A 12,591-nucleotide genomic window follows, 5' to 3' on the forward strand; every position below is an offset into this window, starting at 1 on the left:
TTCAATTTGCCAACAAAAATCGAACATTTATTCGATTTTTTTATTTTCTATCAAATAATATCTAAATTTAACCGTAAAAAAACTAGAAGAAACTTATATCTCTTCTAGCTTTTTATATAAATGATAAAATCCATATTTTGCTGTTCGTTCTCTAATTTGTTGACGACTTCCGCTTAAATTAAGAGGAAAGACTACAGTTGGTTCATCCTTAATAGAAAGCCCAACAAATACTGTTCCTGGTTCTTTCTGTTCTGAAGCATCTGGCCCTGCTACACCAGTGAAACTAATTCCGATATCCGCTTTTAGTACATCCTTAACATTTTCAGCAAGATAACGAGCACATTCTTTACTAACTGCACCATCAGTATGCAACACTTCTTCAGGCACACGTAAAACATGTTGCTTCACATCATTATGATAACAAATGACACCGCCTTTAAACACAGAAGAAACACCAGCGTTTTCAGTTACTTGATTTCCAAAAAGACCACCTGTTAAACTTTCTGCACACGCTAAAGTTAACCCTTTTCTCTTCAATAACTCGATTGCCTTATAATGCAAAAATTCTTGGTCATATCCGTAGAAAAATTCTCCTACTCTTTCTAAAATCAAATCTTCCACATATTGAATTAGTTTCTCCGCTTCGCTAACATTTTGATGCTTAGCGGTTAAACGTAATGTCACTTCTCCATCATTTGCTAATGGGGCAATTGTTGGGTTTGTTTGTCCATCAATTAAATCTTGAACTTTCACCTCTAATTGGGACTCCCCAATACCGAAGAAACGAAGCACACGAGAATAAATGTTTTCTCCTGTTGTAAAATTACGTAAAAAAGGCTCTACGTAACTTACATACATTGGTTTCATCTCTTTTGGCGGCCCTGGTAATAAAATATAAACTTTTCCGTTCTTATTTACCCCCATACCCGGCGCCATACCGTGGTCATTTGCAAATACTGTTGCTCCATTTAAAACGAGCGCTTGCTTTTTATTATTCTCCGTAAATTCACGGCCTGTACGCTTAAAGTAATTACTTATTAAGGCTAATGCCTTTTCATCATACACAAGCTCTTCATCTAAACTAGTAGCTATCGTTTCTTTCGTTAAATCATCTTTTGTCGGTCCTAATCCACCTGTGAAAATAAGTATATCAGCACGTTCTTCCGCAGCTTCAATCGCCTTTTGCAATCGCTTATTATTATCACCAACAACAGTATGATAGTACACGTTAATTCCGATTGAAGCTAACTTTTCAGATAAAAACTGGGCATTTGTATTTGCAATTTGTCCAAGTAATAATTCAGTTCCAACCGCAATAATCTCAGCATTCATCCCAATTCCCCCATAAACTTCTATTTTGAGTTTACAAAAGCAGCTCTATTTTTCCAGAAATAATCCCATCCTGAAATAACAGTAAAGATTAATGCAATCCATATGAAGATATCCGCAACTGGAATATGGATTAAATTTAAAGGTACATCGTGTAATAAATATGCTGCAATCGCAATAATTTGTGTCCATGTCTTAATTTTTCCTAGCTGGTTTGCTGCAACTACTTCCCCTGTTCCAGCAAGTACAAGACGTAAACCAGTTACCGCAAACTCACGACTGATAATTACAATAACAATCCAAGCCGGTACATATTGCATCTCTACCAATGTAATAAGTGCTGCCGAAACAAGTAATTTATCAGCTAACGGGTCAAGAAACTTCCCTAAATTCGTTACAAGATTATATTTTCTTGCGTAATGTCCATCAATCCAATCTGTAGCTGAAGCAATGATAAAGATAAGTGCCCCCACTAAATGTTGAATCGGTAAATCAACATCACCAATTTTGTATGAACCCCAATCAAAGGGTGCTAACATAATTACCATAAAAATTGGAATTAAGAAGATTCTAGATATTGTAATTTTATTTGGTAAATTCACAGCTATTCCTCCATCATATCAAAAACATTTGTTCATCGAAAAAAAGTCATCGAAGCGATGACTGTTATTGTGCAGGTTGCTCTATCCCTTGGTTTTTTATCACCAATCTTTGGTGAAGTTCTTTTTCTGGATCCAATGGATAAGCGACCACTTGGCCATTCAGTTTAACTTCAACATTCGTTGCATTTCCAATATTAAGTCGCACTTCTTTTAATGTTGATACATCACGTTTTTCTATTTGGCCCTCTTGTACTGTAGCGTTTAGAATCACATTCCCAGCTTCATCTTTAACATCTACATAACTCGCACCTTTACCCGATAATTCCAGTTCTAATGTTTTATTATTATGAATTTCCAAAGTAGATACCTTTCCAGTTGTTCCAACTACTTTCACTTCTTGCTGTCCAGTTGGTTGTGCTGGTTGCTCCTCTTTCTTTGGTTCTTCTTTCTTTGGTTCCTCTTTTTTTGGTTCCTCTTTTTTTGGCTCTTCCGCTTTCACTTCATCTTTCTTCGTATCTAACGGAGAATCTTTCGCTTTTTGAACTTCAATTTTCTCACTTTGAGCGCTCGGAACTTTTTCATCATCTTTTCCAGTTAACGCTTGAAACACAAACCAGATTACCACTCCAACTGCGATTACTAACAGCGCAACTAAGATTTTCGGCATGTGATCTGCAATTGGCCATGATGAAGATTTTTGCATTGTTTCTTGTGTTTTTTGTCCCGTTGATACTTGTGGAACTTCACGCTTTTCAGATTGTGGTATCGTACTCTGATGTTCTACGAGCAGTTCCTCTCCATTTAATCCAACCGCATCTGCGTATTGTTTAATGAATGCACGTGCATAAAAAGCTCCTGGCAATACATCATAATTGCCTTCTTCAATTGCCACTAAATGGCGTTTTTGAATTTTTGTAATCTCATGCAGCTGATCAATAGACAAGCCTTTCGCTTCTCTTGCTTCTTTCAGCTTTTGTCCCAATTCCGTCACTACTAACACCTCAATATTTCTTTAAAAGTCAAACATAGAGAAATTATTTTGCGTACCTTGCTCAATTTCATCTACTAAATTATATTGAATTTCTTCATCATAATCGTTACGCAACTCGATAATATAATCAAAATCATCCAATGTGTATTCTGACTGACTCACAAATACATCAGGATGTTCCACAACTTTCGTTGCAGGCAATCTCATAATTTCACGAACGAGCTGCCAATGTCTTTCGTTAGCACGCTTCGTTGACACAATTCCATCTAGGATGAAAATATTGTCATCGCTATACTCATCTTCAATTAATTGACTACGAACAGTTTGCTTAATAAGAGTAGATGATACAAATAACCACCTTTTATTTGCACAAACACTTGCAGCAACAATGGATTCTGTTTTTCCGACACGAGGCATTCCGCGTATCCCAATTAGTTTATGGCCTTCTTTTTTCATAATTTCTGCCATAAAGTCTACAAGTAAGCCTAATTCATCACGCACAAATCGAAATGTTTTCTTATCATCTGCATCTCGTTGTATGTACCTACCATGCCTAACCGCTAGCTTATCTCTTAGCTTGGGCGGACGATATTTCGTTACCGTTATGTTATCCATCGTATTTAAAATTGATTCAAGTCTAGAGATTTGCTCTTGATTATCACACATAAGAAGTAACCCACGTCGTGCATTATCTACACCATTAATTGTGACAATATTAATGCCGAGCATACCGATTAACGAAGAAACGTCACCAAGCAAGCCAGGTCGGTTTTTATGTATTTCATATTCAAAATACCATTCAATCATCCAAGATCACTCCCCTTGCTTACTTTACACCTACGTACTATATTATATGATTTCACCTTAATAGGGAAGCTAAATGTATAATCTACCCTGTGTAATTATTATACAAAAAAAGTAGAGAGGAGAATCTCCTCTCTACTTTTACTTATGTTGTACGAACTTAACCATTAAATTTGCAATTGTATGTTGCTCCTGTTCATCAGCAACTTTCCAAAGCTCAGCTAATAATTTCTCTTGGTCATTGCGTCCTTCTACTTCATTAGCAAGATAGTCGCCAACACGAAACGCCATATCTGATACCGCACCGCCATCTAAACCTTTGTCTTGCGCTTGCTCTAAACGTTCTCCTAAAAAGCTCTTCCACTGATCAAAATTATCTAATACTGACATAATTAAGCACCTCACTATTGAGTAATAAAATCATCCTTAATTTGTGCAACTATTCATTTTTTATGTAAGAATTTTTTAGCAGTGCCAACCGCCATTCACTCCGATAATTTGTCCAGTTATGTAAGACGCTCCTGGTGATACGAGGAATGAAACTGTTTTCGCTACTTCTTCTGGTAATCCTATTCTACCTAATGGTATATCTTCAGCAATTCCCATTTTATCTTCTTCAGAAAAAACACTTAACATTTCCGTTTCAATTGCTCCTGGTGCTACTGCATTCACACGTAATCCACTTAAAGAAACTTCTTTCGCTAAAGCTTTCACATATGAATTTTGTGCCCCTTTTACCATTGAATAAAGCACTTCACAAGAAGCCCCTATTTGTCCCCATATAGATGAAACAATTACAATATTACCACTTCTTCTCCCGATCATAGGCGGAAGTGCCATAGAAAGTAATTTATATACGTTCTTCACTTGAAGTTCTACCATATAATCCAATTCATCGTTTGTTACATCTGTTACTAGTCCAAAAATACTCTTCCCAGCTGCGTATACAATAACATCAATAGGATGTTCAATTTGTCCCCACAATTGCTCTGCTCCATCACTAGAAGCTAAATTCGCTTGAACAGGGATAACTTCTCCCCATGCCTTCTGCAATTCCAATACCTTTTCTTCATTGTTATTGTAATGAACATAAACTGTATATCCATCTTGAATTAATTGTTTCGAAATAGCAGAGCCAATTCCTCCGCTCCCTCCAGTTACTAACGCATACTTTTTCATAAAGTCCCTCTCTTATCTCTACAAGTTCAATTTTCACATAACTAAATAATACCCTCATCTTACAATTTTTCAATGATAAGATGAGGGTATCTTTTTAATTTTATTTTTTCGGTAACACCTGACAAATACTCATTTTGTCTTCTGATAACAATAATTTCGCTACTTCTTGTAAGTCTTGAACGGTTAGTCCTTCTAATACAGTCAATGCGTCAAACAGGCTAGATTCATTAAACGCGTATCGTGTAAATTGATTTGCAATATATTCTGGTGAATTCAACGAGCGTAAAAAACCACCAATTTTCTTTTTCTTCACTCGTTCTAATGCCGCCGCATCTAATTGATCATAATCTGTTTTTAATAAAATATCTTTTAAACGATTTGCCAATTCATCAGGTTGTTTCGTATCACCGCCAACCATTGCAAAACCGAAGTTATTTTCTTCTGTATAGTCATACGAGAATGAATCATCAATAAGCCCTTCATTATATAAAGTTTCGTAATGAACAGAACTTTTTCCAAATAAATAATCTAAGAGTAACGTAAGCGCAATTTCTTGTTTTAAAAGCGCTTGCCCCTTTTCCTTTAAATTAGTCGCTTTAATACCAACTAAACATTTCGGTGTTTGCACAGGCATTGAAATAATTTTTTTCTTTTCATTTACCTCATTTGGTTCTTTTTCAAATGAACGCACAATTTCTGGCTGGTTTTTATAATCTTTTTTCGCTTGATTTTCACGTACTAAATCCATTGTTTTCTCTGGATCAATTGCACCCACAACAAATAATAACATATTGCTCGGATGATAAAATGTTTCATAACATTCATACAATAAATCTTTCGTAATTTTACTAATAGATTCGATTGTCCCTGCAATATCAATTTTAATTGGGTGTTTTACAAACAAGCTATCAATTAACCCGAAGTACAAACGCCAATCTGGGTTATCTTGATACATTTGAATTTCTTGCCCAATTATCCCCTTCTCTTTTTCAACCGTTTTTTCAGAGAAATAAGGCTCTTGCACGAAGTTTAGCAATGTATTTAAATTTTGTTCTACGTTTGAAGTACATGAAAAAAGGTAAGCTGTTCGTGTAAAGGATGTAAAAGCATTTGCCGATGCTCCTTGTTTACTAAACAATTGGAAAGCATCGTGATCTTCTTTTTCAAATAATTTATGCTCAAGAAAATGTGCAATTCCATCAGGCACACGAATCATTTCTTCTTTCCCTAATGGTACAAATGTATTATCTACAGAACCATATTTCGTCGTAAACGTCGCAAATGTTTTATTAAATCCTTGTTTCGGTAAAACATATACATCTAATCCATTAGGAAGTTTTTCATAATAGAGTGTTTCTTTTAATTGCTCATAAACAATTTTCTCCATTTACTCTCCCTCCGTTCCTTGTAAAAAGTAAATTGTATCTAGTTCAATATTTTTAGCAACTTTTACAATTTCTTCTTTCGTCACACTTTCTATACCTGTAAGCCATTCTTCAACTGGACGTGTACGATCTGAAATAATACCATGATATAGCATTTCTACAAAGCCACGTGGTGTATCAATTGCCTCTAATATTTGATTTTGGATGACACTTTTTGTTTGATGTATTTCTTCTTCAGAAAACTCTCCGTTTTGCATCGCAAGCATTTGTTCTTTAATAATCTCAACTGCTTTTTCATAATTTTTCGCTTCGATTCCTGACATAACAAATAATAAACCTTTATGACTTTCAAAGCGCGATGCTGCATAGTACGCTAAACTATTTTTTTCACGCACATTTACGAATAACTTCGAATGAGAAAAGCCACCAAACAATCCATTGAACAATTGCAATGCAAAATAATCTTCATCTTTATATGTGACAAATGTACGATAACCGATGTGTAATTTACTTTGTTTTAATTCTTGTTTTTCAACAACTTCTTTTTCTTCATTGTTTCGTCTATGAAGGAGTACATTTCTTTCTCTCACTGGACGAGTTGAAATAGAAAAATACTTACTTACAAGATCAACGGCGTTTTCTGAAATATCACCAATAATATATAGATCCATTTCATCTTCCGCTAACACCTTTTGATAATACTGATACAAACTTTCATTTGTAATAGACATAACACTCTCTTTTTTTCCATTTGCACTTAAACGATACGGTTCTACTTTGCACATTTCTTCAATTAAACGCTCGTTTGCATAACGCATTTTATCATCATAAGTAGCTTCAATTCTCTGTAACAGTGCTCTTTTTTCACTTTCTACGATAGAAGATAGGAAACCGTTCCCCTCCGTTGCTGGATGTAACACAATATCTGACAACATAGAAAGCGCTTTTTCAAATAACGGTGGTGCATCATGTAAATAAACTTCATTTGCAATGTCTACATAAATGGAGATAATATGGTCTTCCCCTTTTTTACTTACATCTACCGCTAAAGAAGATCCGTATAATTCTTCTAAATATTGACGAAGACGAATTACAGAAGGTAATTTTTCTGTCGCACTTTGCAATACGTATGGCAATAGGGCACGCTCTGTCACCGTCTCCTCATTTAAAGGCGCTTTAAAACGAAATACAAAGGTATTCGTTTTATATTTATCAGTCGGAATAATATGTACGCGCAAACCACCTAACTCATGTAGTTGTTGTTCCATTAGTTTCATTTATAGCCCTCCTTTACGTATATAGGAATATTCCTCTTCAATATACAGTTTTTAGAAATAAAAAATCAACTTTTCTCCCTTATTATGCTTACATATGATTCTTTCTAAAAACTTTAATATGTAAGGAACATAGTAAAATTCCGTATTAAATATATTCTATGTAAAAAAGCCCACACTAATGTGCGAGCTTTTTTATACTTATAAAATACTTATCGTTTTCCTTTTTCATAAGGAGTTCCTAATGCTTTAGGAGCTTCAGAACGACCTACAAAACCGACAAGCGCTAATATTGTGAATACATATGGTAATATCGTTAATAAAACACTTGGAATTTGGTCTAATACAGGGATTGTTCCGCCCGTTACACTTAAAGATTGCGCAAAACCAAAGAATAGAGCTGCACCTAGTGCGCCTAGTGGATTCCACTTTCCAAAAATCATAGCAGCTAAAGCTAAGAAACCTTGTCCTGTAATAGTTGCCCCTGAGAAGTTATTAGAAATTGACATTGCAAAAATCGCTCCACCAATTCCAGCAAACACTCCTGAAATACAGACTCCAATATAGCGCATTTTATATACGTTAATCCCCATCGTATCCGCTGCCATTGGGTGTTCACCAACAGCACGTAGACGAAGACCGAACGGTGTTTTATAAATAACATACCAAACAACGAATGCTAAAATAATGGCAATATATGACGTTATTGGTACGTTCGAGAAAAATATTTTCCCTAAAACCGGAATATCCGAAAGGCCTGGAATATCAATCTTTTCAATACGATACTGAATAAAGTCAGTCTGCCCTTTATCAAAAATCTTCTTAATTGCAAATACTGTTAAACCAAGAGATAAGAAGTTAATGGCTACACCACTTACAACTTGATCTGCTCGGAATGTAATAGAAGCTACCGCATGAAGTAATGCAAATAATCCACTACCAATTGCCGCAAATAGTAACGCAATCCACGGAGTCATCGTTCCCCAAGTATCACCCATTAATAAGTTTGTAACGACTCCAATAAATGCACCAAATAGCATTAGTCCTTCTAATCCGATATTTACAACACCCGATCGTTCACTAAATACACCACCTAGTGCCGTGAAAATGATAGGTGCCGATGTATATAACGTACCCGTCACAAGAATGGCTAATATATCTAAAAAGCTCATTTATTTCCCCTCCTTGCTCATGCGTGTAAGCGCCCATCTTAACACATAACTACATGCAACAAAGAAGATGATACATGCAATAATTACATTAATAAGCTCTGACGGTACATCTGCCTCAAAGTTCATTTGAGGGGAAGCACTTTTCAAACCACCAAATAATAAAGCTGAAAGGATTATACCAAACGGATTATTCCCTCCAAGTAATGCTACGGCAATCCCATCAAATCCTACTCCTGTAAACGAAGACATCGCTGTCATACTCTGGAATGTCCCTAATCCTTCCATCGCTCCACCAATCCCCGCAAATGCACCAGCAATTGTCATGGAGAATACTACATTACGAGAAACTTTCATACCTGCATATTGAGAAGCATGCTGATTAAATCCTACTGACTTTAATTCGTAACCTAAAGTTGTTCGATCTAATAAGAACCACATTAAAATAGCGATTAAAATTGCTACAATAATTCCCCAGTGTAGACGTGAACCATCAGTAATAGAAGCAAGCCAGTCTGAAGATAGTGACGCACTCTCTTTAATATCATACGTTTTGTCATTACCCGCATGTAAGAAACGCTTAATGATGTCATACGTTACATACAACGCGATATAGTTCATCATAATAGTTACAATAACTTCATTCACTTGAAACTTCCCTTTTAAATATCCCGGAATGAAGCCCCAAATTCCGCCCACCAATGCTGCAAATAAAATAGATAATGGAATATGAAGGAAAGCTGGTAGTGAGACTGCATAACCGAACCAAACCGCTGCAAGCCAACCAACTAACAATTGACCCTCTACCCCGATATTAAATAAACCTGTACGAAATGCAAACGCCACCGATAAGCCAGCAAGAATAAGCGGTATCATTGTACGAAGCGTTTCACCAATCGCACTTGCGCTGCCGAACATTCCTGTCCAAAGTGCACTATAACCAACAATTGGATCATAGCCACTAACTAGCATTACAATCGCTCCTACAAGTAAGCCGAAAATAACGGATAGTACTGGGACTAAAATATTTATCGTTCGTTCTGTTAAAAGCTTTTTAGCCATTTGTACCCACCTGCTCCTTCTTTGTTCCTCCAGCCATTAACAATCCAAGCTGTTGTTCATTCGTTTCTTTCGCATCAACTATTGCTACAATTTCCCCTTCATAAATAACAGCAATTCGATCGCTAACATTTAAGATTTCATCTAACTCTAATGATAAAAGTAATACACCTTTTCCTTTATCCCTTTGCTCTATTAATCTCTTATGAATAAATTCAATTGCTCCTACATCTAAACCACGTGTTGGCTGTGCCGCAATTAATAAATCTGGATTTCGGTCTACTTCACGTGCAATAATTGCTTTTTGTTGATTCCCCCCAGATAGAGCGCGTGCTAACGTTTGCTCACTAGGTGTACGCACATCAAACTGTTCAATAAGAGCCTTTGCTTTTTCTGTAATTTTGCTGAAATTTAAAATCCCTTTCTTTGAAAATGGATTTTTATAATACGTTTGCAGAACTATATTATCTCTAACAGAAAAATCAAGAACGAGTCCGTGTTTATGACGATCTTCTGGAATATGACCAATTCCTTCTTCTGTTATTCTTCTAACAGGCCAATTTGTTATTTCTTTTCCTTTAATTGCAATAGAACCTGACTCAACTTTTCGTAAACCAGTAATTGCTTCTATTAATTCACTTTGTCCGTTTCCATCAATCCCTGCAATCCCAACAATTTCCCCCGCACGAACAGTTAAGTCAAGGCCTTTTACAGCAGGTAGTTGACGTGCATCGTGAACAACAAGGTTTGCAATTGAAAGTACCTCTTCTTTTGGCTTCGCGTCTATTTTTTCTGTTTTAAAATTCACTTGACGTCCGACCATTAATTCTGCAAGTTTATTTTCATCCGTATTTGCAACGTCAACCGTTCCAATCCCTTTTCCTTTACGAATAATCGTACAACGATCGCAAACTTCCATAATTTCTTTCAACTTATGTGTAATAAGAACAATAGATTTTCCTTCTTGCACAAGCTTTTTCATAATTTGAATTAGCTCATGAATTTCTTGCGGTGTTAACACAGCTGTTGGTTCATCAAATATTAAAATTTCTGCACCGCGGTAAAGAGTTTTCAAAATCTCAACACGCTGCTGCATACCAACTGAAATATCCTGTATTTTCGCATATGGATCTACAGATAAACCGTATTGTTCAGACAGTTTTTGAATTTCTTTAGCAGCTTCCTCAACAGCAATTTTCCCTTTTTTCTTCGGTTCATTTCCGAGAATAATATTCTCTGTAACTGTAAAATTATGAACAAGCATAAAGTGTTGATGGACCATTCCAATACCAAGGTCATTTGCTATATTCGGATTTGTGATTTTTACAGGTTTACCTTTAATTTTAATTTCACCCTGCTCTGGTTGGTACAAACCAAATAGTACATTCATTAATGTGGATTTCCCTGCACCATTTTCTCCAAGTAAAGCATGTATCTCACCCTGCTTTACTTGCAGCGTAATATCATCATTCGCTACAATGCCTGGGAATACTTTCGTAATGTTATTCATCTCAATTACGTATTCCATTGTGTTCCTCCTTTTAACAGGGAACATTCCCTATTACACTATTAACTTATTAAGCAATTCGGAAGTTTTATACATACAAAGGTTAGTTCTATGAACTAACCTTTGCTATTTCTCTATTTATTTTTTTAGAGAAGCTTCGTATTCTTTATACTCTTTATCTGTAGCTGGCACTTTAATTTCACCGGCTGTAATTTTCTTTTCAAGCTCTTCTACTTTTGTTAAAATTTCAGGGTTAACTTTTTTCACGTTATCAGTTGTTTTTGAAATACCAATACCGTCATCTTTTAAGCCAAACTCTTCAATTTTTCCACCTTTTAAATTCCCATCTTTTGCTTCTTTAGCTACTTTTTCTACTGCTACATCAACACGTTTAATCATTGAAGTTAATGTTACATTTTCAGGCATACCTTCTTGATGTTGGTCACGGTCAACACCGATTACCCAAACATTTTCACCTTTTTTCTTACGGTTTTTCGCTTCTGTGAACACACCGTTACCTGTACCACCAGCAGCATGATAAATTACGTCTACGCCTTGACCATACATTGCTGAAGCAAGAACTGTACCTTTTTCAGGCTTATCGAATGCTTCTGCATATTCAGATACGATTTCAATGTTTGGATTTACTGCCTTTGCACCAGCTTTAAATCCATTTTCAAATTTACTAATTAAATCACTTTTCATTCCACCAACAAATCCTACTTTATTCGATTTTGTTGACATAGCTGCTACCGCACCTACAAGGAATGATCCTTCATGATCTTTAAACGTAATGCTCGTTACGTTCGGTGCATCTACAACAGTATCTACGATTGCAAATTGTTGTTTTGAAGATTCTTTTGCTACTTCTTTAATTGCACCTTCTAATTTATAACCAATTCCGAATGTTAAATCATATTTATCTTTTGAGAATTTTTTTAAATTCGGAATATAATCAGCTTCTTTTTCAGACTGAAGGTAACGATAATTTGTCTTTTCTTTTAAACCATTATCTTTACCAAACTTTTGTAACCCTTCCCAAGAAGATTGGTTAAATGACTTATCATCAACGCCCCCAACATCCGTTACAAGACCAACCTTGAAATCTTTATTGTCTTTCGTGTCTTTCTTGTCACTGCTCGCCTTATCCGAGTTACCACATGCACCTAAAACTGTACTTGCTGCTAAAGTTAATGATAATAAAAGGCCTGCTTTTTTCTTCATACTAGAAACCCCTCCAAAAATGATATATATTTATTTATTCTTACGCTGCTGTTCCTTACTTCTTGCTG

12 protein-coding genes are annotated in these 12,591 nt (G+C 35.7%); all 12 read right to left on the reverse strand.

Annotated features, from left to right (window positions below):
• Positions 1 to 93: 93 nt before the first annotated feature.
• The 12 genes from cinA to MR168_RS00390 all read right to left on the reverse strand — a co-directional run bounded on the left by cinA (position 94) and on the right by MR168_RS00390 (position 12,523).
• The gene (gene cinA, locus MR168_RS00335; protein WP_006928395.1) at positions 94 to 1,332 is read right to left on the reverse strand and encodes a competence/damage-inducible protein CinA; all 1,239 of its coding nucleotides are present in this window, start codon (positions 1,330 to 1,332) and stop codon (positions 94 to 96) included.
• Between the two features lie 20 nt (positions 1,333 to 1,352).
• Positions 1,353 to 1,931, reverse strand: a complete 579-nt coding sequence (pgsA, locus tag MR168_RS00340) for a CDP-diacylglycerol--glycerol-3-phosphate 3-phosphatidyltransferase (RefSeq protein WP_001052967.1) — start codon at positions 1,929 to 1,931, stop codon at positions 1,353 to 1,355.
• Between the two features lie 64 nt (positions 1,932 to 1,995).
• On the reverse strand, positions 1,996 to 2,922 hold the full coding sequence (locus MR168_RS00345; protein WP_006928386.1) for a helix-turn-helix domain-containing protein: 927 nt from the start codon (positions 2,920 to 2,922) through the stop codon (positions 1,996 to 1,998).
• 21 nt (positions 2,923 to 2,943) lie between these two features.
• Positions 2,944 to 3,729, reverse strand: a complete 786-nt coding sequence (locus MR168_RS00350; protein ID WP_000574107.1) for a DUF3388 domain-containing protein — start codon at positions 3,727 to 3,729, stop codon at positions 2,944 to 2,946.
• A gap of 138 nt (positions 3,730 to 3,867) precedes the next feature.
• Complete coding sequence (locus MR168_RS00355) at positions 3,868 to 4,116, reverse strand: DUF3243 domain-containing protein (protein WP_000114450.1); 249 nt, start codon at positions 4,114 to 4,116, stop codon at positions 3,868 to 3,870.
• Between the two features lie 75 nt (positions 4,117 to 4,191).
• On the reverse strand, positions 4,192 to 4,905 hold the full coding sequence (gene ymfI / locus MR168_RS00360; RefSeq protein ID WP_086411754.1) for an elongation factor P 5-aminopentanone reductase: 714 nt from the start codon (positions 4,903 to 4,905) through the stop codon (positions 4,192 to 4,194).
• Positions 4,906 to 5,005: 100 nt separating this feature from the next.
• Complete coding sequence (yfmH, locus tag MR168_RS00365) at positions 5,006 to 6,292, reverse strand: EF-P 5-aminopentanol modification-associated protein YfmH (protein WP_016123272.1); 1,287 nt, start codon at positions 6,290 to 6,292, stop codon at positions 5,006 to 5,008.
• On the reverse strand, positions 6,293 to 7,567 hold the full coding sequence (gene yfmF / locus MR168_RS00370) for an EF-P 5-aminopentanol modification-associated protein YfmF (RefSeq protein WP_000772418.1): 1,275 nt from the start codon (positions 7,565 to 7,567) through the stop codon (positions 6,293 to 6,295). It abuts the gene before it with no gap.
• A 209-nt stretch (positions 7,568 to 7,776) separates the two neighbouring features.
• Positions 7,777 to 8,736, reverse strand: coding sequence for an ABC transporter permease (locus MR168_RS00375; protein ID WP_000008857.1), 960 nt, complete (start codon positions 8,734 to 8,736; stop codon positions 7,777 to 7,779).
• Positions 8,737 to 9,795, reverse strand: coding sequence for an ABC transporter permease (locus MR168_RS00380; protein WP_001085254.1), 1,059 nt, complete (start codon positions 9,793 to 9,795; stop codon positions 8,737 to 8,739).
• The gene (locus MR168_RS00385) at positions 9,788 to 11,320 is read right to left on the reverse strand and encodes an ABC transporter ATP-binding protein (RefSeq protein WP_000456914.1); all 1,533 of its coding nucleotides are present in this window, start codon (positions 11,318 to 11,320) and stop codon (positions 9,788 to 9,790) included. Before MR168_RS00385 ends, MR168_RS00380 begins: the two co-directional genes overlap by 8 nt.
• A 117-nt stretch (positions 11,321 to 11,437) precedes the next feature.
• A complete protein-coding gene (locus MR168_RS00390) occupies positions 11,438 to 12,523 on the reverse strand; it encodes a BMP family lipoprotein (RefSeq protein WP_000725771.1) in 1,086 nt (361 codons plus the stop codon).
• Positions 12,524 to 12,591: the final 68 nt, after the last annotated feature.

It is taken from the genome of Bacillus cereus group sp. BfR-BA-01356, from assembly GCF_022663635.1.
Lineage (GTDB): Bacteria > Bacillota > Bacilli > Bacillales > Bacillaceae_G > Bacillus_A > Bacillus_A cereus.

Bases quoted from the DNA above. Each gene is read 5' to 3' on its own strand.
- yfmF (WP_000772418.1), bottom strand. From the start codon at position 7,567: ATGAAACTAATGGAACAACAACTACATGAGTTAGGTGGTTTGCGCGTA.
- ymfI (WP_086411754.1), bottom strand. From the start codon at position 4,905: ATGAAAAAGTATGCGTTAGTAACTGGAGGGAGCGGAGGAATTGGCTCT.
- MR168_RS00375 (WP_000008857.1), bottom strand. From the start codon at position 8,736: ATGAGCTTTTTAGATATATTAGCCATTCTTGTGACGGGTACGTTATAT.
- MR168_RS00390 (WP_000725771.1), bottom strand. From the start codon at position 12,523: ATGAAGAAAAAAGCAGGCCTTTTATTATCATTAACTTTAGCAGCAAGT.
- MR168_RS00350 (WP_000574107.1), bottom strand. From the start codon at position 3,729: ATGATTGAATGGTATTTTGAATATGAAATACATAAAAACCGACCTGGC.
- MR168_RS00355 (WP_000114450.1), bottom strand. From the start codon at position 4,116: ATGTCAGTATTAGATAATTTTGATCAGTGGAAGAGCTTTTTAGGAGAA.
- yfmH (WP_016123272.1), bottom strand. From the start codon at position 6,292: ATGGAGAAAATTGTTTATGAGCAATTAAAAGAAACACTCTATTATGAA.
- MR168_RS00385 (WP_000456914.1), bottom strand. From the start codon at position 11,320: ATGGAATACGTAATTGAGATGAATAACATTACGAAAGTATTCCCAGGC.
- cinA (WP_006928395.1), bottom strand. From the start codon at position 1,332: ATGAATGCTGAGATTATTGCGGTTGGAACTGAATTATTACTTGGACAA.
- MR168_RS00380 (WP_001085254.1), bottom strand. From the start codon at position 9,795: ATGGCTAAAAAGCTTTTAACAGAACGAACGATAAATATTTTAGTCCCA.